Source organism: Serratia sp. 3ACOL1, from assembly GCF_003668775.1.
Lineage (GTDB): Bacteria > Pseudomonadota > Gammaproteobacteria > Enterobacterales > Enterobacteriaceae > Chania > Chania fonticola.
The window spans coordinates 5,608,013-5,634,874 of record NZ_CP033055.1 but is presented as its reverse complement, the minus strand read 5'-3'; the positions used below and the strand labels follow the sequence as shown (position 1 = coordinate 5,634,874).

The following is a 26,862-nucleotide window of genomic DNA, read 5'->3' as shown; positions in this document are numbered from 1 at the left end:
TATAAATAAAAAATCTTTACTTCACAGTTTCAAAAAATACCCCTTTATTAGTACGCATTTTAATGTCACTAAAACCCGCAGTAAAGGTTAGTTTTGTAATGTAATTATCTTATTTCTCCACCTGGTAGCACCTGTTTTTAAACATGTACAACCCACAAAATGAAAATGGTTAACCGAATGATTTAAATTGAATTTATTTATAAAGCCCGTTTAATAACCGGTAAGTAAAATGCATTTTATCTAGCCAAAAATAAATCAACCAAGGAGTTTAAGAAACCATTAACTAACTATGGATATTTATCTTCGCTAGCAAATAAGAATTTTTATCAATAACGGCCTGGCACAATAATTATTGCCGCCTATGGCATTTTTATCAAAGCTCGCTTATACCTTACCTCACAGATAAGTTAGGAAACTTAATCATAAAATCCTATCAGGGAAGATTTATTAGTTAATTTTGCATTAATTAGTCATCTAAACACCAGGTTGAATTTAGCTCGAGGGCACCCCCCTCGGGCATTCCAGCGCGTCTACAAAAGCCACACAAGCGGCTTTGGTGCGCTATGCAAATTAACTTTGGCGTTCAGAGGCTAACCACATGGCACAATCCAATTTTACCCTTGGGGCTGTTGATATTATTGCTCGTCATGGCGGCGCTAAAATCGCTGACGTAGCAACCGGTACCCGTTCCGTCAGCCTCACACAAAGCAGTATTGTGCGGATCCATGGTACTCAGGCTTTGGTGAGCAGCTATGAACGCCAAGGTAACGACCTGATCGTGCATATGAAAGATGGCACCACGGTACGTTATCAGAGCTTCTTTGAACTGGACGCCGACGGCAAACACAGCGAATTGGTGTTTGATGATGGCAATGGTGCCATCCAGCACGCGATATTCCCGGCAACCGCCGCTACCAGCGAACCAATGCTGATCACGCCGCAGTTTGAATCACTATCTGACGTTTCACCTCTGCTAATTGGCAACCATGATTTATCCAACGGTGCCATCGCCGCCATTCTGGCTGGCCTGGCGCTGGGGGCTGGCGTCGCCATTGCTACCGGGACGGGGAAGAACGACCACAACAATGACGAACCGTCCGTAACGCCAGAACAACCGACTCTGACCGTCGGGAAATTGGGCCAGGACAACGTTCTGAACGCCAGTGAAGTTAAAATTGCCCAGTTACTGAGCGGCCTGACCACCGGCGTTGCCGCAGGTGCGACCATCACGCTGACGCTCAACGGTAAAAGTTACACCACTACCGTCGGAGCCGATGGCAAGTGGAGCTTTGACTTTAGCTCCGCTGCGCTTTCTGGCCTGAAAGACGGCAATTACCAACTGACGGTTAAAGTGACCAACCAGGATGGGGTTAGCGTCGAAAAAACCATCTCCGTGCTGGTCGATACCACTCCGCCAGCCTTGACCGTCAACAAGCTGACCGGCGATGATCATCTGACTGGCGCCGAGTTAAAAGCGGCACAGGCTCTGAGCGGTACCGGCGAGGCCGGGCTGACAATTACCATTACCCTGAACGGTAAAACCTACACCACAACGGTGGGTAGCAACGGTAAGTGGAGCCTGCAACTGCCTGCGGCGGATCTGGCTTTGCTGAAAAACGGTAACTACGAGTTAATCGTGACCTCCGTCGATAAAGTGGGTAACCAAACCACGGTCGATCATCAGATCTCGGTGGATACCACCGTAGTTAATCCTACCCCGCAGATTACGATTAACGCCCTGACCGGCGATAACGTGATCAACGCCAACGAAGCGAAAAGCACCCAAACGCTGAGTGGCCATACGCAAAATGTCGAAGCAGGGCAAACCGTTACCATCACCTTGAATGGCAAAACCTATAGCGCCGTGGTTCAGGGCGATGGCAGCTGGTCACTTTCACTGCCTGCCGCCGATCTGGCTGCGCTGGCTAATGGCTCGATCACGCTCAATGCCACCGTCACCGACAAAGCAGGCCAAAGCGCCAATGCGCATGAGAACATCACCGTCGATTTGGCCGCCCCGGTACTGACCGTCAACAAACTGGCCGGAGACGACGTACTCAACGCCGCCGAGGCGCAAACACCACAGACCCTGAGCGGCACCAGCAATCCGGGCCAGGCCATTGTCGTTACCCTGAATGGTAAAACCTACACCACAGTTACTGGCGCGGATGGCAAGTGGAGCCTGGTACTGCCTGCCGCAGATCTGCAGGCGTTGGCCCAAGGGGATAATACCCTCACTGTGACGGCCACCGACGGCGCAGGTAACAGCACTACCGTAACGGAGCATTTGCAGGTAGATACCGTGCCACCGGTGCTGACGCTGGATAAATTTACCGGCGATGATGTCGTCACCGCCGACGAGCAAAAATCCGCGCAAAATATTACCGGTACCGCCTCCGTCAGCGAAGCCGGGCTGGTGGTCAGCGTGTCATTCAATGGCAAAACCTATACCGGGATCGTAGGCGCAGATGGCAAATGGAGCATCAGCGTGCCTGCCGCAGATATGGCTGCCCTGACCAACGGCAGCTATGAGATGATCGCCACGCTTAGCGATCAGGCGGGCAACACGACAACCACCGCGCCGCAGCTTATCACCGTAGATAACCAACTCTCGGCCATCAATATCGGCATTGTCTCTTCCGACGATAAGCTCAACGCCGTCGAAGCCGGGCTTCCTCTTGCCATCAGCGGCACCACGGCCAACGTCGCCACCGGGGCTACCGTTACCGTCACGCTCAATGGCAAAACCTATACCGCGCTGGTATTGGCAGACGGCAGTTGGACATTGCAGGTGCCTAGCGCCGATCTGCAACTGCTGGCCGAAGGCAGCAACACCATTTCTGCCAGCGTGACAGGCAACGATGGTTCTACCGTGACCACCACGCACAATCTGGACGTTTACACTCATGATTTGCCTGCGGTGACTCTGGACACGCCGTTTGGTGATGGCATCCTGAATGGCGCAGAAGCGGCTCAGCCACAGACGCTTACCGGCACCACCGGCATCACCAGCCCGGGCCAGACCATCACCATCACCCTGGGCGGTAAAACCTATACCGGCACCGTGGATGGCAGCGGCCATTGGAGCGTCACCATCCCTGCCGCCGATCTGCAAGCGTTGCCAGACGGCACACCGGCCTTGACCATCACGGTTACCGATGCGGCGGGCAACAGCAATACGCTGAACACCATCGTCACCGTCGATGAGACCGCGCCAACCCTCACCATCAACACCATCGCGGGCGACGATATCCTCAACGCTGCCGAGGTGCTGGTGGCGCAGACCGTGTCCGGCACTGCGTCCGTTGCCGATGCGGGCCACACCGTCACCCTGACCTTGAACGGCAAGACCTACACTGCTGTGGTACAAGCGGACGGCACCTGGAGCGCTTCACTGCCAGCAGCTGACCTTGCCGCTCTGGCTGACGGCAGCCATAATCTGGTCGCCACCCTCACCGATGCCGCAGGTAACAGCACCAGCGTCACCCACGGCGTCAGCGTCGATGCCGACCCGGCCACTCTGCCAACACTCAGCATCAACGTGTTCGCTGGTAACGATATTGTCGACGGCGCAGAGGTGAAAACCGCCCAGACTCTGTCTGGTACCACCACCCATGTGCAAGCCGGGCAGACCGTCACCATCACGCTGAACGGTAAAACCTATACCGCTACCGTATTGGCAGACGGCTCATGGACCACCAGCGTACCGGCAGCCGATCTGGCGCTGCTGGCCAACGGCCAGACCACCATTACCGCCACCGTCAGCGACAGCGCCGGTAACCCGGCCAGCGCCAATCATGACGTGACCGTCGATACCGACCTCAGCGGGCTGTCTATCGCCGTGATCGCCGGTGACGACAAACTCAGCCTGGCCGAAAGCCAACTGCCGCTGGCCATCAACGGCAGCAGCGCCAACCTGGCCGTCGGGACTACGGTTACCGTGACCTTGAACGGTAAAACCTACACCGGCACCACGCTGGCAGACGGCTCCTGGAGCGTCACCGTGCCTGCCGCCGACTTGGCGTTGCTGGCCGATGGCACCGCCACTGTCACCGTGACCGCTGTCGATCAGGCCGGTAACCCGGTCAGCGACAGCCACAACCTGGGCGTATTTACCCATAGCCTGCCGGACGTGACCCTGAACACGCCGTTTGGCGATGGCATCCTGAATGGCGCAGAAGCGGGTCAGCCACAGACGCTTACCGGCACCACCGGCATCACCAGCCCGGGGCAAACGGTCACCGTGACTCTGGGCGGTAAAACCTACACCGGCACCGTGGATGGCAGCGGCCATTGGAGCGTCACCATTCCTGCCGCCGACCTGCAAGCGCTGCAAGATGGCACGCCAGCCTTGACCGTTACGGTTACCGATGCGGCGGGCAACAGCAATACGCTGAACACCACCGTCACCGTCGATGAGACCGCGCCAAGCCTCACCATCAACACCATTGCGGGCGACGATATCCTCAACGCTGCTGAGGTGCTGGTGGCGCAGACCGTGTCCGGTACCGCCTCGGTCGCCGATGCTGGCCGCACCGTCACTCTGACCTTGAACGGCAAGACCTACACCGCGGTGGTACAAGCGGACGGCACCTGGAGCGCTTCACTGCCAGCAGCCGACCTCGCCGCCCTGGCCGACGGCAGCCATAATCTGGTCGCCACCCTCACCGATGCCGCAGGTAACAGCACCAGCGTCACCCACGGCGTCAGCGTCGATGCTGACCCGGCAAACCTGCCAACGCTCAGCATCAACGTGTTCGCCGGTAACGATATTATCGATGGTGCAGAGGTGAAAACCGCCCAGACCCTGTCTGGTACTACTACCCACGTGCAAGCCGGGCAGACCGTCACCATCACGCTGAACGGTAAAACCTATACCGCTACCGTATTGGCAGACGGCTCATGGAGCACCAGCGTACCGGCAGCCGATCTGGCGCTGCTGGCCAACGGCCAGACCACCATTACCGCCACCGTCAGCGACAGCGCCGGTAACCCGGCCAGCGCCAATCATGACGTGACCGTCGATACCGACCTCAGCGGGCTGTCTATCGCCGTGATCGCCGGTGACGACAAACTCAGCCTGGCCGAAAGCCAACTGCCGCTGGCCATCAACGGCAGCAGCGCCAACCTGGCCGTCGGGACTACGGTTACCGTGACCTTGAACGGTAAAACCTACACCGGCACCACGCTGGCAGACGGCTCCTGGAGCGTCACCGTGCCTGCCGCCGACTTGGCGTTGCTGGCCGATGGCACCGCCACTGTCACCGTGACCGCTGTCGATCAGGCCGGTAACCCGGTCAGCGACAGCCACAACCTGGGCGTATTTACCCATAGCCTGCCGGACGTGACCCTGAACACGCCGTTTGGCGATGGCATCCTGAATGGCGCAGAAGCGGGTCAGCCACAGACGCTTACCGGCACCACCGGCATCACCAGCCCGGGGCAAACGGTCACCGTGACTCTGGGCGGTAAAACCTACACCGGCACCGTGGATGGCAGCGGCCATTGGAGCGTCACCATTCCTGCCGCCGACCTGCAAGCGCTGCAAGATGGCACGCCAGCCTTGACCGTTACGGTTACCGATGCGGCGGGCAACAGCAATACGCTGAACACCACCGTCACCGTCGATGAGACCGCGCCAAGCCTCACCATCAACACCATTGCGGGCGACGATATCCTCAACGCTGCTGAGGTGCTGGTGGCGCAGACCGTGTCCGGTACCGCCTCGGTCGCCGATGCTGGCCGCACCGTCACTCTGACCTTGAACGGCAAGACCTACACCGCGGTGGTACAAGCGGACGGCACCTGGAGCGCTTCACTGCCAGCAGCCGACCTCGCCGCCCTGGCCGACGGCAGCCATAATCTGGTCGCCACCCTCACCGATGCCGCAGGTAACAGCACCAGCGTCACCCACGGCGTCAGCGTCGATGCTGACCCGGCAAACCTGCCAACGCTCAGCATCAACGTGTTCGCCGGTAACGATATTATCGATGGTGCAGAGGTGAAAACCGCCCAGACCCTGTCTGGTACTACTACCCACGTGCAAGCCGGGCAGACCGTCACCATCACGCTGAACGGTAAAACCTATACCGCTACCGTATTGGCAGACGGCTCATGGAGCACCAGCGTACCGGCAGCCGATCTGGCGCTGCTGGCCAACGGCCAGACCACCATTACCGCCACCGTCAGCGACAGCGCCGGTAACCCGGCCAGCGCCAATCATGACGTGACCGTCGATACCGACCTCAGCGGGCTGTCTATCGCCGTGATCGCCGGTGACGACAAACTCAGCCTGGCGGAAAGCCAACTGCCGCTGGCCATCAACGGCAGCAGCGCCAACCTGGCCGTCGGGACTACGGTTACCGTGACCTTGAACGGTAAAACCTACACCGGCACCACGCTGGCAGACGGCTCCTGGAGCGTCACCGTGCCTGCAGCAGACTTGGCGTTACTGGGCGATGGCACCACCACTGTCACCGTGACCGCTGTCGATCAGGCCGGTAACCCGGTCAGCGACAGCCACAACCTGGGCGTCTTTACCCATAGCCTGCCAGAAGCCACGCTGAACACGCCGTTTGGCGATGGCATCCTGAACGGTGCAGAAGCCGGCCAATCCCAGACCCTCACGGGCACCACTGGCATCACCACGCCTGGGCAGACCGTTACCGTCACCCTGGGTGGTAAAACCTACACCGGAACCGTGGATACCAACGGCAACTGGAGCGTCACGCTACCAAGCGCTGACCTGCAAGCGCTGCCAGATGGCACGCCAGCCTTGACCGTTACGGTCACCGATGCGGCGGGCAACAGCAACACGCTGAACACCACCGTCACCGTCGATGAGACCGCACCAACCCTGACCGTGGGCTTGATTGCTGGCGATGATGTGCTGAACGCCGCCGAAGTGTTGGTAGCGCAGACCGTGTCCGGCACTGCCTCGATCGGTGATGCGGGCCGCACCGTCACCCTGACCTTGAACGGTAAAACCTACACCGCCGTGGTGCAGCCAGATGGTTCATGGAGCACCAGCCTGCCTGCGGCCGACCTCGCCGCCCTGGCCGACGGCAGCCATAACCTGGTCGCCACCCTCACCGATGCGGCGGGCAACAGCACCAGCATCACCCACAGCATCAACGTCGACGCCAACCCGATCAATCTGCCAACCGTCAGCATCGGCGTGTTCGCCGGTAACGACATTGTCGACGGCGCCGAAGTGAAAACCGCCCAGACCCTGTCTGGTACCACCACCCACGTGGAAGCGGGCCAGACCGTCACCATCACCCTGAACGGCAAAACCTACACCGCTACCGTGCTGGCAGACGGTACCTGGAGCACCAGCGTACCGGCGGCCGACCTGGCGCTGCTGGCTAACGGCCAGACCACCATTACCGCCACCGTCAGCGACAGCGCCGGTAACCCAGCCAGCGCCAATCATGACGTGACCGTCGATACCGACCTCAGCGGGCTGTCGATTGCCGTGATCGCCGGTGACGACAAACTCAGCCTGGCCGAAAGCCAACTGCCGCTGGCGATCAATGGCAACAGCCAGAACCTGGCCGTCGGGGCTACGGTCACCGTCACCTTGAACGGTAAAACCTACACCGGCACCACGCTGGCGGATGGCTCCTGGAGCATCTCCGTACCTGCAGCCGACTTGGCGTTGCTGGCCGATGGCACCACCACCGTGACCGTCACTGCCACCGATCAGGCCGGTAATCCGGTCAGCGGCAGCCACGATCTGGGCGTGTTTATCCATAGCCTGCCAGAAGCCACGCTGAACACACCGTTTGGCGATGGCATCCTGAACGGCACGGAGGCAGGCCAGCCGCAGACCATCACGGGCTCTACCGGCATCACCACCCCAGGGCAAACGGTCACCGTGACTCTGGGCGGTAAAACCTATACCGGCACCGTGGACGGCAGCGGCAACTGGAGCGTCAGCGTTCCTTCTGCCGATCTGCAAGCGCTGCCGGACGGCACGCCTACCCTGTCCGTAACCGTTACGGATGCCGCCGGTAACAGCAATACGCTGAACACCACCGTTACCGTCGATGAGACTGCTCCAACCCTCACCGTTAACGTAGTGGCCGGGGATGATGTGTTGAATGCCGCCGAAGTACAGGTGGCGCAGACCGTGTCCGGTACCGCCTCGGTCGCCGATGCGGGCCGCACCGTCACCCTGACCTTGAACGGCAAAACCTACACCGCCGTGGTGCAACCAGACGGATCGTGGAGCACCAACCTGCCCGCCGCCGATCTGCAAGCACTCAGCGATGGCAGCCATAACCTGGTCGCTACCCTCACCGATGCCGCGGGCAACAGCACCAGCACTACCCATGTCCTCGGTGTGGATGCCAACCCGGCCAACCTACCGACGCTCAGCATCAACGTGTTCGCCGGTAACGACATTGTCGACGGCGCGGAGGTGAAAACTGCTCAGACCCTGACCGGTACCACCACCCATGTGGAAGCGGGCCAGACCGTCACCATCACCCTGAACGGCAAAACCTACACCGCCACCGTGCTGGCTGATGGTTCCTGGAGCACCAGCGTACCGGCTGCCGATCTGGCACTGTTAGCCAACGGCCAGACCACCATTACCGCCACCGTCAACGACACTGCAGGTAACCCGGCCAACGCCAGCCATGACGTGACCGTCGATACCAACCTCAGTGGGCTGTCCATCTCCGTGATCGCAGGGGATGACAAACTCAACCTGGCCGAAAGTCTGCAACCGCTGACGATCTCCGGCGACAGCGCCAATCTGCCGCTCGGTGCCATCGTCACCGTGACGCTGAATGGCAAGATTTACATCGGCCTGACCCTGCCAGACGGTTCCTGGAGCGTTCAGGTCCCGGCCGCCGATTTGGCCCTGCTGGCCGATGGCACCGCCACCGTCAGCGTCAGCGCCGTCGATCAGGGCGGCAACCTTGTCAGCAACAGCCATAATCTGGGCGTGTTTATCCACACTCTGCCGGACGCCACCCTGAACACGCCGTTTGGCGATGGCATCCTGAACGGCACGGAGGCAGGCCAGCCACAGACCATAACGGGGTCCACCGGCATCACCACGCCGGGGCAAACCGTTACGGTCACCCTGGGCGGTAAAACCTACACCGGCACCGTGGATGGCAGCGGTAACTGGAGCGTCACCGTCCCAGCAGCCGACCTGCAAGCGCTGCCAGACGGCACACCGGCCTTGTCTGTAGTGGTCACCGATGCCGCTGGCAACAGCAACACGTTGAACACCACCGTCACCGTCGATGCAACCGCACCAACCCTGACCGTGGGCCTGATTGCTGGCGATGATGTGCTGAACGCTGCCGAAGTGCTGGTAGCGCAGACCGTGTCCGGCACCGCCTCGATTGGTGATGCGGGCCGCACCGTGACCCTGACCTTGAACGGCAAAACCTACACCGCGGTGGTGCAACCGGACGGCACCTGGAACGCTTCACTGCCTGCTGCCGATCTGCAAGCGCTCAGCGATGGCAGCCATAACCTGGTCGCTACCCTCACCGATGCCGCGGGCAACAGCACCAGCGTGACACACAGCATCAACGTCGATGCCAACCCGGCCAACCTGCCAACCGTCAGCATCGGCGTATTCGCCGGTAACGACATTATCGATGGTGCAGAGGTGAAAACCGCTCAGACCCTGACCGGTAGCACCACCCATGTGGAAGCAGGCCAGACCGTCACCATCACGCTGAACGGTAAAACCTACACGGCGACCGTGCTGGCCGATGGTTCCTGGAGCACCAGCGTACCGGCGGCGGATCTGGCGCTGTTGGCCAACGGCCAGACCACCATTACCGCCACAGTCAGCGACAGCGCCGGTAACCCAGCCAGCGCCAGCCATGACGTAACCGTCGATACCGATCTCAGCGGTCTATCGATTGCCGTGATTGCCGGTGACGACAAGCTCAACCTGGCGGAAAGCCTGCTGCCACTCACCATCAACGGCGGCAGTGCCAACCTGGCCACGGGTGCAACCGTGACCGTCACGCTCAACGGTAAAACCTACACCGGCACCACGCTGGCAGACGGTAGCTGGAGCGTCACCGTGCCTGCGGCCGATCTGGCCTTGCTGGCCGATGGCACCGCCACCGTCAGCGTGACCGCCGTCGATCAGGCTGGTAACCCGGTCAGCGGCAGCCACGATCTGGGCGTGTTTATCCATAGCCTGCCAGACGCCACGCTGAACACGCCGTTTGGCGATGGCATTCTGAATGGCGCAGAAGCGGGTCAGCCGCAAACCATCACGGGGTCCACCGGCATCACCACACCAGGCCAGACCGTCACGGTCACCCTGGGTGGTAAAACCTATACCGGCACCGTGGATGGCAGCGGCAACTGGAGCGTCAGCGTTCCTTCTGCCGATCTGCAAGCGCTGCCAGACGGCACGCCAGCTTTGACCGTCACGGTTACTGACAGCGCAGGTAACAGCAATACGCTGAACACCACCGTCACCGTTGATGCCACCGCGCCTACCCTCACCGTGGGCCTGATTGCTGGCGATGATGTGCTGAACGCCGCCGAAGTGCTGGTGGCACAGAGCGTCTCCGGTACTGCCTCGATCGCGGATGCAGGTCGCACCGTCACCCTGATCTTGAACGGCAAAACCTACACCGCTGTGGTGCAACCGGATGGCTCGTGGAACACCAGCGTGCCCGCTGCCGATCTGCAAGCGCTCAGCGACGGTAGCCACAACCTGGTGGCAATCCTCACCGACGCTGCAGGCAACAGCACCAGCGTCACCCACAGCATCAGCGTCGATGCCAACCCGGCCAACCTGCCGACCGTCAGCATCGGCGTATTTGCCGGTAACGACATTGTCGACGGCGCGGAAGTCAAAACTGCTCAGACCCTGTCCGGCACCTCCACCCATGTGGAAGCGGGCCAGATCGTGACCATTACGCTGAACGGTAAAACCTACACGGCGACCGTGCTGGCCGATGGTTCCTGGAGCACCAGCGTTCCGGCTGCCGACCTGGCGTTGTTGGCCAACGGCCAGACCACCATTACTGCCACCGTCAGCGACAGCGCCGGTAACCCAGCAACTGCCAATCATGACGTGACCGTCGATACCGACCTCAGCGGGCTGTCGATTGCCGTGATCGCTGGCGATGACAAGCTCAACCTGGCAGAAAGCCAACTGCCGTTGGCAATCAGCGGTAGCAGCACCAATCTGGCGGTCGGCGCCACGGTTACCGTGACCTTGAACGGTAAAACCTACACCGGCACCACGCTGGCGGATGGCTCCTGGAGCGTCTCCGTGCCTGCTGCCGATCTGGCGTTGCTGGCCGATGGCAACTCTACCGTGACAGTCACTGCCACCGATCTGGCCGGTAACCCGGTCAGCGACAGCCACAACCTGGGCGTATTTACCCATAGCCTGCCAGAAGCCACGCTGAACACGCCGTTTGGCGATGGCATTCTGAACGGCGCGGAAGCGGGTCAACCACAGACCATCACGGGTTCTACCGGCATCACCACGCCTGGGCAAACCGTTACCGTGACTTTGGGCGGCAAAACCTATACCGGCACCGTAGACGGCAGTGGTAACTGGAGCGCCACCATCCCTGCGGCCGATCTGCAAGCGTTGCCAGACGGCACACCGGCCTTGTCTGTAGTGGTCACCGATACCGCTGGCAACAGCAATACGCTGAACACCACCGTCACCGTCGATGCAACCGCACCAACCCTGACCGTGGGTCTGGTTGCCGGGGATGATGTGCTGAACGCCGCCGAAGTGCTGGTGGCGCAAAGCGTATCCGGCACCGCCTCGGTCGCCGATGCGGGCCGTACCGTGACCCTGACGCTGAACGGCAAGACTTACACCGCCGTGGTACAGCCGGATGGCTCGTGGAACACCAGCCTGCCTGCCGCCGATCTGCAAGCACTCACCGACGGTAGCCACGATCTGGTCGCTACCCTCACCGACGCGGCTGGCAACAGCACCAGCGTCACCCACAGCCTCAATATCGATGCCAACCCGGCCAATCTGCCAACGCTGAGCATCGGCGCATTCGCCGGGGACGATATCGTTAACGGGGCCGAAGCGCTGGTCACTCAGGCCCTGTCCGGTACCACCACCCATGTCGAAGTCGGCCAGACCGTGACGCTAACCCTGAACGGCAAAACCTACTTCGCCACCGTGCAGTTGGGCGGCGGCTGGAGCGTTAACGTTCCGGCGGCAGATATGGCACTGCTGGCAAATGGCCAGGCTACCATCACCGCCAACGTCAGCGATCAGGCAGGCAACCCGGCTACCAGCAGCCATACCATCAGCGTTGATACGGCGGTGGAAAGTATCGCCATCAACCTGATTGCCGGTGACGATCAGTTGAACCTGACCGAAGCCTCACAGCCGCTGACCATCAGCGGGACCACGGTCAATGTGAACGCTGGCCAAACCGTTACCGTCACCTTGAACGGCAAGACCTACACCGGCGTTGTTCTGGCCAACGGCAGTTGGAGCGTATCGGTGAACAGCGCCGATCTGCTGGCACTGCAAGACGGCCTGACGACGGTCACCGCCAGCGTCTCCAACCCGGGTGTCGATCCGGTCAGCGACAGCCATTCACTGGATGTGCATATCCATACCCTGCCGGAGCCAACCATCAACCTGCCGTTTGGCGATGGTTTCCTCAACCAGGCTGAGGCCGCCACGGCACAACTGCTGAGCGGCAGCACCGGCATCCCTGGTGCGGGACAAAGCGTGATCGTCACTCTGGGTGGCAAAACCTATACCGCAACCGTGGATGGCAGCGGTAACTGGAGCGTTTCCATCCCATCGGCCGACCTGCAAAACCTGCCAGCGGGCAGCAATACCATCAGCGTATCCGCTACGGACTCCGCAGGTAACAGCGTGCCTGGCAGCACTACGGCACAGGTCGATCTGGTGCCACCAACTCTGGCGGTCAAGCCGTTTGCCGGGGATGACAAGGTTAACGCCCTGGAAAGCCTCAGCGACCAGGTGGTTTCCGGCACCGCTTCCATCGGCGATGCCGGGCGTACCGTCACGGTGACCCTCAACGGTAAGTCCTATACCGGGGTAGTTGCCAATGACGGCACCTGGAGTGCCACCATCCCAAGCGCCGATCTGCAAGCAATGGGTGATGGCAGTTATCCATTAACCACCACCCTGAGCGATGCGGCGGGCAACTCCACCACCGTCACCCATACCGTGACGATCGACGCCAATCCGCTGGATCTGCCTACCCTGAGCATCAATGTGTTTGCCGGTAACGATATTATCGACGGCGCAGAGGTGAAAACCAGCCAGACGCTGAGCGGCACCACCACCCATGTAGAAGCGGGCCAGTTGGTAACCATCACGCTGAATGGCAAAACCTACACCGCTACCGTGCAGGCGGACGGAACCTGGAGCACCAGCGTCTCCGCCGCCGATCTGGGCCAACTTGCTCAGGGCAACAGCACCATTAGCGTCAGCGTTAGCGATACCTCCGGCAACCCGGCATCGGCAACGCATAACGTGGTAGTCAACACGGCCCTGAGTGGCATCGCCATCGACGTGATTGCCGGTGACGATAAGCTGAACCTGGCCGAAAGCCTGTTGCCATTAACCATCAACGGCAGCAGCCTCAACCTGGCTACCGGCGCAAGCGTGACCGTGACGCTGAACGGCAAAACCTACACCGGCACTACGCTGGCGGACGGTTCCTGGAGCGTGCTGGTACCACCGGCCGATCTGGCGCTGTTGGCAGACGGCAATATCAACCTGAGCGTTTCCGCTGTCGACCAGGCCGGTAACCCGGTCAGCAGCAGCCATACCTTGGGCGTGTTTATCCATAACCTGCCAGACGCCACCCTTAACACGCCGTTTGGCGATGGCATCCTGAACGGTACGGAAGCAGGCCAACCGCAGACCATCACCGGTTCCACCGGCATCACCACGCCGGGGCAAACCGTCACAGTGACCCTTGGGGATAAAACCTACACCGGTACCGTGGACGGTAGCGGCAACTGGAGCGTCACCGTTCCGGTTGGCGATTTGCAGGCATTGCCGGATGGGACGCCATTGCTCAGCGTAGTGGTCACCGATTCTGCAGGCAACAGCAACACCCTGAGTGGTACCGTCGTGGTCGATAAGGTCGCTCCGACCCTCACCGTCAGCGTGATTGCCGGGGATGACGTGCTTAACAGCGCAGAAGTGCTGCTCAACCAGACGGTTTCGGGCACCGCCTCCATCGGGGATGCAGGTCGTACCGTGACGCTGACGTTGAACGGTAAAACCTACACTGCGGTGGTTCAGCCGGACGGTTCGTGGAGCACTTCACTGCCAACCGCCGATCTCACCGCACTGTCCGATGGCAGCTATAACCTGGTCGCCACCCTAACCGATAGCGCCGGTAACAGCACCAGCGTCACCCACGCCATCGGGGTTGATGCCAGCGCGTTGAATGCACCGGTGCTGACCATCGGCACCTTTGCGGGCAACAATATTATTGACGGTGCCGAAGTGCAGGCAACGCAAACCCTGAGCGGCAGCAGTCTGAATGTTGAAGCCGGGCAGATCGTTTCCATCACCCTCAATGGCAAAACCTATACCGCCACCGTGCAGGCAGACGGTTCCTGGAGCACCAGCGTACCGGCGGCCGATCTGGCTCTGCTGACCAACGGCAGTGTAACGATCACCGCCGAGGTGGCCGATAAAGCCGGTAACCCGGCCAGCGCCACCCATGACGTTACGGTCGATCTAACCCAGAGCGCCCTGGCGATTGCCCCAATCACTGGCGATAACCAGTTGAACGCCATCGAAGCCGCCGCAGGGATCAGCATCAGCGGGAGTTCCACCAACGTTGCCGCCGGTGCGACCGTCACCATTGCCCTGAACGGTAAGTTCTACGAGGCGATAGTGCAGGCCGATGGCAGTTGGACGACGACCGTTCCTTCAGCCGACCTGACGATCCTGGGCGATGGCAACCTGACCGTCACCGTCAGTGCCACCGACGAAGCGGGCAATCTGGTCACCGGTTCGCAGCAGTTGGGCGTGCTGATCAACAGCCTGCCGGTTGCCACCTTGAACACACCGTTTGGTGATGGCTATCTGAACAAGGCGGAATCCACCAGCGATCAAACGCTGAGCGGCACCACCGGCGTCAGCGGTAGTGGGCAAACCGTCAGCGTGGTACTGGGAGGGAAAACCTATACCGGCATCGTCGATAACAACGGCAACTGGAGCGTGAGCGTACCAAGTGCCGATCTGGCGGCTCTGCCTGACGGCCCAACCAGCATTGGGGTCACCGTCGGCGACGTGGCTGGCAACACTTCCAGCATCACCTCCAGCGCCACGGTCGACCTGACCGTGCCGGTGCTGACCATCAACACCATCAGCGGTGATGACATCATCAACATCGCCGAAAGCCAGCAAGCGCTGCAAATCACCGGTACCGCACCGATCAACGACAGCGGTCAGCCAGTGGTGGTGAAAGTCACCATCAACGGCTTGACCTATAACGGGCTGGTGCTGGCGGATGGCAGTTGGAGCGTCACCATTCCGGCTGGCGATCTGGCTAACCTGCCGAACGGTGCCTCCTCCATCACCGCCACCTTGACCGACGCCGCTGGCAACACCGGCAGCGTCAGCCACGGCATTACCCTGGATACCGACCCGGCCCAGGCGCCGCTGTTGACCATCAACACCCTGTCCGGCGATGACTACCTCAGCCTGGCGGAATCCAACCTGCCGCTGACCATCAGCGGGGGTAGCCAACGCGTCGAACAGGGGCAACAGGTCACCGTAACGCTCAATGGCAAAACCTATACCGCCATCGTCGGCGCGGACGGCAGTTGGAGCCTGCAGGTTCCGGCTGTGGATGTGGGGGCCTTGCCAGACGGTAAAGACACCCTCACCGCCACGGTTAGCGATACCTCTGGCAACCAGGCTACCGCCAACCACAACCTCACCGTGATCACCGATGCGGGTAATCTGCCGCAGCTGTCGGTCAACGTGATTGCCGGTGATGACATCATCAACGCCAATGAGGCGAATGCTGCCATCATCATCAGCGGAGGATCCAGCCATGTGCAGCCTGGCCAAGTGGTCAGCGTGCTGCTTAACGGCAAAACCTACACCGCAGTGATACAAGCAGACGGTAGCTGGAGCGCGACGGTTCCATCAGCCGACGTGCAGGCATTGCCACAAGGCCCGCAAACCGTGACAGCCTCGGTGACCGATATCGCCGAGAACCCGGCCAGCGCCACCCATAACGTGACTGTTGACACCGTGCCACCATTACTGGAGATCGATATCTTCGCTGGTGACGGCATCCTGAACCTGGCGGAAGCGCTGCTGGGGCAAGTGTTGAGCGGGCATACCGACCCGGGCCTGACCGTTACCGTCACGCTGGGTGCCAACGTTTACACCGCCCTGGCGGATCCGACGACCGGTGCATGGAGCGTCAATATCCCAAGCAATATCCTGCAAGGCCTGTTGGATGGTAACGTGACCATCGGCGTGAGCGTCACCGACGCCGCAGGTAACGGCGTGTCAGACTCCATCACGGTGGCGGTCAACACCCATACGCTGCCATCGCTGACGCTGAACCCGCTGTTCGGTGACAATATTCTTAATATTGCCGAACTGGGGATCGCTACGCCAATCGGCGGTGCAGCAGCCAACCTGCTGGTTAACACCCCGGTATTGGTCCAGATTGGTACCTACGTGGTGAACGGTATCGTGAATAACGATGGTACCTGGAGCGCGCTGATCCCAGCCAATGCCCTGGCCTTGCTGGCAGACGGCACGGTGCAGGTGGTGGTCTCCGCCGTGGATGCGGCAGGTAACCCAGCCAGTGCGGGCGGTTCGCTGGAGATCCTGTCGCATATCCTGCCGAATCCAACCATTAACCTGCCGTTTGGCGACGGCGCTCTGAACCTGGTGGAAGCCGGGGTCAATCAGCTGTTGACCGGCACCACCGGCATTATCGGCAACGGTCAAACGGTGGTGGTCAGCCTCAACGGTAAAGACTACAACGCCACGGTCGGCAACAACGGCCAATGGAGCGTCACCCTGCCAACCACCGATCTGCTGGGGCTACTGGATGGCCCACACACCATCAGCGTGGTTGCTACTGATAAAGGCGGCAACAGCCACGGCGCGACGCTGGACTTTGACAGCATCCTCACCGCGCTGCCGGTCGCTGAACTGGACACGCCGTTTATTGATGGCATCGTCAACCACGCCGAAGCCTTGCTGGGCGGAGCCCTCACCGGCACCACCGGCATCGCCAGCAATCTTGGCCAGACCGTGAAAGTGAACGTTAACGGCCTGACCCTGAACGCCACGGTAAATGCCGACGGTAGCTGGACGCTGCCACTCGACAGTGCCACCCTGCTTGGCCTGCCGGATGGCACCTGGCCAATCACGGTAACCGTAACGGATAGCGTGGGTAACACCAGTAGCACCAACGGATCGGTCGATATTCTGGTCAACAAGCTGCCGTTGCCAACCCTGGACCTGCCGTTTGGCGATGGCCTGCTGAATATTGCCGAAGCCGCGCTGACCCAAACCCTGACCGGCAAAACCGGTCTGATCGGCAGCGGCCAGATCGTCACGGTGACGGTGGACGAAGGTCTGCCAAATCAGCAGACCTTTACCGCTCAGGCCGATGGGCTGGGTGGCTGGTCTCTGCAACTCAACGCAGCACAGCTTGCCGTATTCACCAACGGGCAGCATACCGTTGAGGTCACCGTCGAGGATCGTGGCGGCAATACGGCAACCACCGCGCCGCTGGACGTTAACGCCCTGCTGACGCTGCCGACTCCTACCATAGTTCCGCCGTTTGGCGTGGACGGTGTGCTGAGCATCAGCGAAGCCGCCGGTGCGCTGACGATCACCGGCACCACCGGGGTGAATGGCGCAGGCCAGGCGGTGAAAGTGGTGATCGATGTCAATGGCGTCAGTTACAACGCGCAGGTTGATATCAACGGTAACTGGTCGTTACCGCTGCCTGCGGCCACCCTGAGCACCTTGCTGGATGGGCCACACGTGCTGACCGTCACGGCGACCGATGCCGCGGGCAACACCAACAGCAGCGCCCTTAACTTCACTAGCGATCTCACCGCACCGGTACCAACCATCAACACACCGTTCGGTGATGGTTTCCTCAACCTGGCCGAAACCAACCTGGGGCAAACTTTGACCGGTAACTCCGGTGATGCGACCGCGGTTAACGTGAAGATCGGCAACATCAACTTTGCTGCTCAGGTCAACGGCAATGGTACCTGGAGCCTGGCGCTCAACAGCGGCGCGCTCAGAGATCTGGTTGAAGGTGATAACACCATCACCGTGACCGCCACGGATGCCGCTGGCAACCAGGGCACGGCCGGCTCTTCGGTGCACGTCTCAATCACCACTCTGCCAACCGTGACCATCTCCAACTTCACGGCGGATAACACCATCAACTATGCCGAAAGTCAGTCGGTACAGTTGATTAGCGGTACCTCCACCAACGTCGCGGTTGGGCAACAGGTGACCGTTACGCTCAACAGTAAAACCTATACCGGGGTGGTGTTGGCGAATGGCAGTTGGAGCGTATCGGTGCCACCAGCCGATCTGAAAGCCCTGAGCGGGACGCCAAGCATCACGGCTCAGGTCAGCGATCAGGCCGGTAACGTCGCCGTCGATAACCACAGCTTCAACGTTAACCTGACGCCTCCGGGCCAGATTATTACCGTTGATCCGATCACCGGCGATAATATCGTTAACGCCAGTGAAGTCGGATTGATCATCAACCTGACCGGTAAAGTGGTCGGCGGGATCGGGCTTGGTCAGGTAGTGACTATTATCGTTGGCGGCTTGCCGCTCGGGATCCCGGTCACTACTCTGGCGGATGGCACCTTCAGCACCGTGGTCACCTTCCCGATTGACGGCAATATCGTGGTTTCCGCCAGCACCACCTTGCTGACGCCGCTACCGACCGTCTTCACCGCCAGCGAAACCGTGTTGGTCGACCGCATTCCACCGACGCTCACTATCAATACCTTCGCGGGTAACGACGTGTTGAACGCCAGTGAAAGCACCGTCGCACAGGCGATCTCCGGTACCGCTTCGGTTTCGGAAGCGGGCCGCATTGTCACCGTCACGCTGAATGGCAAAACCTACAGTGCACAGGTCAGTGGCACCGGCACCTGGTCGGTCAACGTGCCACCGGCAGATCTGGTTAACCTGCCGCAGGGCAGTAGCACCATAAATGCCACCCTGTCCGACGCAGCAGGCAACACCACGCCAGCAACGCACGTCATTACTACCGATACCACGGCTCCGCTGCTCTCGGTCGATCTGCTGACCGGGGACAATATCCTGACGCTGGCAGAAGCCCTGCTCGGCCAGACATTGACCGGGACCGGCGGCATTGGCGAAACTGTCACCGTTACATTAGGGCCGTTGACCGCCAGCGTGGTGGTGGGTCCGGATGGCAAATGGAGCATTCCGCTGCCGTCGCTTAATCTGCAAAGCCTGACCGATGGGCCGCAGATCATCGGCGTCACGCTGACCGACACCGCTGGCAACAGCAGCCATACCGACGTAACGCTGAACGTGGCGTTGAACAAAACGCTCGGTGCGGGGGTTAACGCCCTGTTTGGCGGTGATGGCGTGCTGAACCTGGCCGAATCGCTGCTGACTCAGGTGATCAGCGGTAACGCCACCGGCGATTACAATGGTGCGGTGGTACATGTCACCGTTGCCGGGATAACGCTGGATGCCAACGTGGGCGGCAATGGCCAGTGGAGCGTCTCGCTGCTGCCAAGCCAACTGAGCCTGTTGGGTGACGGTCTGGCGCAGATACAGGTGCAAATCGTCGATTCCCACGGCAACGTGGTCAACGACCTGATCGATATAGATGTCCTTACGCAGAACCTGCCGGTGATCGGCCCGGTCGTGGCCTTTGGCGATGGCCTGCTGAATGCGGTAGAAGCCGGTGTATCACAGACTGTCAGCGGGGTGATTAACGGTCTCGGTATCGGCGGCGGCAGCGTTAGCGTCAGCCTGGGCACCAAAACCTACACCGCCAGCGTTGGCAGTGACGGTACCTGGAGCCTGGCGATCCCACCGCTGGATCTGGCTGCCCTGAGCGACGGCAATCTGGCGCTGGGCGTATCGGTGACCGACTCTGCCGGTAACGTGGTAAGCAAAAACATCGATATCACCGCCATCATCCACAATCTGCCGCACATCGTGCTGGATCCGATCTTCGGCGACGGCATCCTCAACGTGGCAGACCTGTTGCTGAACCAGACCATTGGCGGCACCGTCACCAATCTGGCGAAGGGCGCCACCATCAATCTGGATATTGCCGGTGCGCAGACGCTGACGGCCATTGTGGGCGACGGCGGCAAATGGAGCGCCACCGTCACGCCGGATATCCTCGGTATCCTGCAAGGGCTGGGCAACGGTAACTTTACCGTCACCGCTTCGGCGACCGACGCTGTAGGTAACACCACCAGCGCCACTGCCGGGCTACAGCTGGATGTGAAACTGCCGGTGATCACGCTCGATCCGCTGTTTGGCGGTGATGGCTTCCTCAACGCGGCGGAAGCGTTGGTGGCGCAAACCGTCAGCGGTACCGTGGCCTTCGCCAGCGCAGGTGCGCAGGTGCAGGTTTCTCTTGGCGGTAAAAACTTCCTGACCACCGTCGGTGCCGACGGCAAGTTCAGCCTGGTGCTGCAACCTGCCGATCTGCACACCCTGCTGGACGGCAATATCAACGTTGGCGTTTCGGTGCTGGATGGCTCCGGCAACACCGGCGTGCTCAATACGGCGATTAATGTGATCGTCAACAAGCTGCCAACGCTGGCGCTCAACCCGCTGTTTGGCGGCGACGGCTTCCTCAATGCGGCCGAAGCGCTGCTGACCCAGACCATCAGCGGTACCACCACCAATGCGGCGGCGGGTTCCCAGGTGGTGATCAAGGTCGGTACGTTGCAACTGAACGCCACGGTCGGTGCCGACGGTAGCTGGAGTACCACCATCAATCCGCTGCAGTTGGCGGATCTGGCGGCGGGTAACCTGATCGTCAGCGCCACGGTCACCGATCCGGCAGGTAACACCAGCGGTGCCAGCGTAGGCCTCAACGTGGCGACCATCCTGCCAACGCTGACGCTGAACCCGCTGTTTGGCGACGGTACGCTGGATCTGAGCGATCTGCTGTCACCACAGATCCTGAGCGGCAACGCAGGTAACGTGTCGGCCGGGACCACCATCACCTTGACGCTGGGCAGCCACACCTACACCACCAGCGTCGATGCCACTGGCAAATGGCAGTTGCCGATCCCAACTCTGGATCTGCAAGGGTTATTGGATGGCGTGACCAACGTCACCGCCAGCCTCACCGATGCGGCAGGTAACACCGTGAGCAAGGTCAGCCCGCTCAACGTGCTGATCAACGCCCTACCAACCCTGACGCTCGATCCGCTGTTCGGCGGTGATGGCCTGCTGAATGCACTGGAAGCGACCGGCAACCAGATCATCAGCGGTCACGCTACCAACGCACCGGGTTCGACCATTCAGATTCACCTTGGTAGCAATACCTTCACCACCCAGGTGAAAGCCGATGGCAGTTGGTCACTCAGCCTGACACCGCTCAACCTGTCCAGCCTGCTGGATGGCAATCTGTCACTGGGGGTTTCGGTCACCAACTCCGCAGGGAAAACCGGCAGCATCAGCGCCGATCTGGGCGTGGGCATCCATAACCTGCCGACCGTTAACCTGGGCAGCCTGTTTGGCGATGGTTTCCTCAACCTGAGCGAAGCCAACCTGAACCAACTGATCGGCGGGACCACCACCAACGCCATCGGTGGTAGCGTCAGCGTCAATGTGGGAGGGCTGGTATTGACCGCCGCCGTAGGCAACGACGGGAAATGGAGCGTCAGCGTTCCTACCCTGAACCTGGTCAATCTGGCTGATGGGCCATTGTCGGTCGGCGTTACCGTCACCGACCGCTACGGTAACACCAGCTCGGCCAACGCCAGCGCTACGGTGAAAACCCACGCGCTGCCGTTGTTGGGCATCGATGCCCTAGGAACCCTGACGGGTGCTCTGGGCATTCTGACCAACGGCCTGACCGTCAGCGGTACCAGCCTGAACGTGCAACAAGGCGCGAAGGTTAGCGTGACCTTGCTGGGCAGCACCTTGCAAGGCACCGTGGATGCCACCGGACATTGGACGGTGAAATTCGACACCACCAACGCCCTCAAGGGTCTGAACGTGCTCAACCTGATACCTACCCTATTGGGCACCGTGGTGGCGGCTTCTGTCACCGACCTGGCGGGTAACGGGGTCAGCGTCTCTGCGGGGCTGACATCCGGTATCGAACTGCCACTGCTGCTGACGGCCAACGCGGCGGTCGAAACGTTGTCGCTGGATACGTCGGGTTCAGAAAACACCGGCACCCACAGCACGACCGATAACACCGCTGTACAGCATGCTCAGGTAGCTGCAGTGCAGCACACCACCACCGATACCAGCACGCCAACCAGCGAGGTCAGCACTACCCAGACCACCACAGATACCAGCGAGCCAGTCACCAGCACGCTGGTGGTGAACCCAACGCTGCCGGTGGATACCGCTGGTGTTACCACGGTTGAAGACACCACCTTCAGCATTGGCGGCGTCACCATCAATCTGGCGGATGGCACTACTGCCAGCGGCGACACCATCCATGGCAGCAGCGGTAACGATGTGATCCACGTCAACGCCCTCGACTTCCTGTCGATCGACGGCGGCGCGGGTATCGATACCCTGGAGCTGGATGGTAAAAACCTCAACCTGGATCTGACGGCCTTGGGTCTGAAGGTGCAACACATCGATATCTTCGATTTGGGCACCAGCGGCACCAACAGCATCACGCTGGATCTGCACGAGGCGCTGAACGTCAAGGATGCTGCCAGCGACAACCTGCTGATCAAGGGCAGCGTCGGTGACCAGGTCAATCTGACCCAGGCCGAAGGCGGCACCTGGAGCTCAGTGGGTCAACGGACGGTCGATGGCCAAGTGTTCGACGTTTACCACAACTCCGCCCTCGAAAGCGGCAACACCCTGGGAGATGTTCTGGTGCAGCAAGGCCTGCACGTCAACCTGGTGTAGTACCCGGCCTCTCCGTCAGCCACTGGCCCGTACACGGCGAGCCAGTGGCATGGGAATGACAGAGTTCAGGCCAAGGCAGTGCGGCGGTTCCGTTCGGGAGACGGGCCGCCGAAATTAACGATCGTCACAATAACAAAGCCGAAACGGCACAACGTGCGGTTATCGGCCCAGACGTGGTAGCGATAATGAAAAAACACCCTTATGACACGGATGGATATCGGCTCACGCTTCGGCGTGCGGCCACAATCGGACTGTTTTTGGGCGGATTAGGCGGGCTGACAGGTCAGACTCTCGCCGCACCGCAGGTCGAATTTAACTGGCAAGCTGCACCGACTGAACGTTCGGTGATGACGCTCACTTTACAGGAGGCGATCCTGCGAGCCTTTGCGCGTAACCCGCAAATCGCTCAGGCTTCGGCACAGATTAACGTGGGTAAAGCCGATCTGGCGCTGGCACAAAGCGCCTGGTTTCCACAAATTGCCCTCAACAGCAATTTTGGCAAATCCAGCCAGACCGACTCCTCCGGCACCTTGAACAACACCGCCTCAGCGGGCGTGACCCTGAACCAGTTGCTGTATGACTTCGGCAAAACCAGCGGCAGCATTGAGGAGCAAAATAACCTCTCCGACGCCTATCGCTACACGCTGTACCAAACCATGACCGAAGTAGGACAGCAAACGCTGCAGGCTTACCTACAGGTCAAGCGCTATCAGGACTTGGGCATTGCGGCGGAGCGCAATCTGGTGTCGCTGAACCGGGTCAAGGAAATTGCCGAGCTGCGGGCCAATGCTGGCCTCAGTTCACAATCCGACGTGTTACAGGCGCAAACCCGCATCGCCGGGATGAACGCCACGCTGGAACAGTATCGCGCCCAACACCGTTCGGCCTTGGCGCAGCTTTCCGTATTGACCGGCGTCGTGCCGGATAAACTGCCCGACCTGCCGCAGCAACTGCTGCAACAGAAAATCACCCTCAAGTCGCTGCCCTATCAAAAAAGCAATGCGGTGCTCAGCGCCCAGGCCAAGCAGGAGGCCGCTACCCAGCGCATTCGCCAGGCCGAGGCCCAGCACTGGCCTACCATCTCGGTTCAGGCCGGCCGCACCCGCTATGAGAGCGATGGCAACGACGCCCAATCATACTGGAACGATCAACTGCAGCTCGTCGTGCAGGCACCGATCTATCAGGGCGGCGCGGTCAATGCCAAGGTTGATGCCGCCGAGGGCGATCGCCAGGCAGCACAGGCTCAGGTTGAAGCCGCCAAACTGGATATGAACCAGAAAGCCTCCACCGCCTATGCCGATCTGATCGGTGCGCAGCAGCGGGAGCTGGCCGGAGCGCAACAGCTGAGCAGCGCGGACTACACCCGCAGCGTCTATCAGGACGAGTACAAGCTCAGCAAGCGCAGCCTGAACGACCTGCTCAGCGTGGAACAAGACGTACTGCAGGCAGAAACCTCACGCGTCACCGCCCTGTACGACGGCTGGGACGCGGCGGTGCGCTACGCCTCCGCGGTCGACAACTTATTGGATATGTTGGGTATCGAGCGCCAACGAGCCAGTGGCGACAGCTTACCGTCGCTGTAGTCTGAATGATTTTGCCAGGAGCGCTTATGTCACAACCTGCATCACTCGAAGCCTGGATCGCAGCCATGGCCCGGGCGGCCAACGGCTACGGTCTGGCTGTCGATATCAAATCCGTCCGCCAGCAAATGCGCTGGTATGAACAACTGCCTGCCCCGCGCCGGCTGGAACGTCTGGGCCACCTGATGGGGCTTAGCGTCAGCTTGCAGCCGCGGGAGAAAGTCCGCTGGCGTAACGAGATCCTACCCGCCCTGATCGAGATCGACGACGGCGGCCTGATGGTGATCGAATCCCTCGACAGCGAAGGCAAGGCGCTGTATTGGCTCAACGACAGCGGCGACGTGCAACGAGAGGCCGAGTTGGTGGAGTTGCTGCTGAAAGGGCAAGGCAGCATTGTGCTGCTGGGGGCGGCGGAGCGCGGGCAGGATGCGCGTATCGACGACTTCGTGCAGCCCTACCGCAAACACTGGTTCTGGCAACATTTTCGCGGGGCGAAACGGCAAATCGGCGAGATCTCGCTGGCCTCGATCATCAGCAACGTACTGGCACTCGCCGGTATTCTGTTTTCGATGCAGGTCTATGACCGGGTTATTCCGGCTCAGTCTTACTCCACCTTGTGGGTGCTGTTCTTTGGGGTGCTGATCGCGGCGGCGCTGGAGTATGCCATCCGCCTGTCGCGCACCGTGATCTCCGATCTGATGGGCAAGAAAATCGACCTGAAGATCTCCGGCATGCTGTTTGCCCGCGCCCTGGCAATCAAAAACGAAGCGCGGCCAAAATCGACCGGCTCGTTTATCTCGCAGCTGCGGGAGATCGATCAGGTACGGGAATTGCTGACCTCCACCACCGTGGGTGCGGCGGCGGATATGCCGTTCGTGCTGCTGTTCCTCGCCATTATGGCGCTGGTCGGCGGCCCGCTGGTGTTTATCCCGATGCTGGCAATCCCGCTGATCGTCATTCCTGGCATCTTGCTGCAATGGCCGATGGCCAGGCTGGCGAAGGAAGGCATGCGGGAAAGCGCTCTGCGCAACGCGGTGCTGGTTGAGTCGATCGAAGGGGTTGAAGATATCAAGGCACTGCAAGCCGAGCCCTACTTCCAGCGCCAATGGGAACAGACCCACGCGGTCAGTGCCAACATCGGTATGCAGCAGCGGCTGTGGGGCGCGCGGCTCAGCGGTTGGGCCTCAACGGTACAGCAGTTGACCTATGCCGGGATGCTGGTGTTTGGCAGCTATCTGGTGCTCGCTGGCGATATCACTACCGGTACCATGGTGGCCTGTAGCCTGCTTTCCTCACGCACCATCGCCCCGCTGATGCAGTTGACCATGGTGTTCTCACGCTGGCAGCACGCCAAAACCGCCATGACCGGCCTTGACGATCTGTTGAAGAAGCCGCTCGACAAGCCGGAAGAGGGCAAGATGGCTCATTGCCCGGTGCTAAGCGGCCATTTCCAACTGCGCAATCTGCAATACAGCTACGACGTGGAGAAAGGGGATAACTCGATCACCGTCAATAATCTGGAGATCAAACCCGGCGAACGGGTAGCGATCCTCGGCAAGGTCGGCGCGGGGAAATCGACACTGCTGAAGCTGCTTTCCGGCCAGGCCAGCGCCACCCGGGGCAAGGTGATCATCGACGGTGTCGATATCAGCCATATCGATCCCAGCGATGTGCGCCGCCAACTGGGCTTTCTCTCGCAGGAGTCGCGGCTGTTTTTCGGCAGTCTGCGCCAGAACCTGATGCTCGGCCACCCTCATGCTACCGAATCGGAAATGCTCCAGGCGCTGCGGATCTCGGGCGCACTGAGCCTGGTGCAACAGGACGCCGCCAGCCTGGATCGCATTATTCATGAAGGAGGCCGCGGCCTGTCCGGCGGCCAGCGCCAGATGGTGTTGCTGAGCCGTATGATCCTGCGCAACCCGCAAATCGTGCTGCTGGATGAACCTACCGCCTCCATGGATGAACAGCTGGAAGAGTACGTGATCCGCCAGATGCACGGCTGGCTCAGCGGCCGTACGCTGGTGCTGGTCACCCATCGGCCAGCGCTGTTGAAGCTGGTGGATCGCATCGTGGTGCTGGATAACGGCCGCGTGGTGGCCGATGGGCCACGGGATCAGATCCTGCAGGCAGCCAATAAGCCGATCAATAAAGAACAGGGCGTAGCATGAG

At 60.4% G+C, this 26,862-nt stretch carries 3 protein-coding genes; all 3 read left to right on the top strand.

All coding sequences use genetic code 11. From position 1 onward, the window contains the following. The first annotated feature begins 598 nt into the window (after window positions 1–598). The gene (locus D9980_RS25500; protein ID WP_121608797.1) at window positions 599–23,113 is read left to right on the top strand and encodes an Ig-like domain-containing protein; all 22,515 of its coding nucleotides are present in this window, start codon (window positions 599–601) and stop codon (window positions 23,111–23,113) included. Between the two features lie 185 nt (window positions 23,114–23,298). Next, entirely contained in the window at window positions 23,299–24,696 is a 1,398-nt protein-coding gene (locus D9980_RS25495; RefSeq protein WP_121608796.1) for a TolC family outer membrane protein, read from the top strand. A gap of 26 nt (window positions 24,697–24,722) precedes the next feature. Beyond that, window positions 24,723–26,861 carry a type I secretion system permease/ATPase gene (locus D9980_RS25490; protein ID WP_024484161.1) on the top strand — a complete coding sequence of 713 codons (2,139 nt, stop codon included), beginning with the start codon at window positions 24,723–24,725 and terminating at the stop codon, window positions 26,859–26,861. The last annotated feature ends 1 nt before the right edge of the window (window position 26,862 follow it).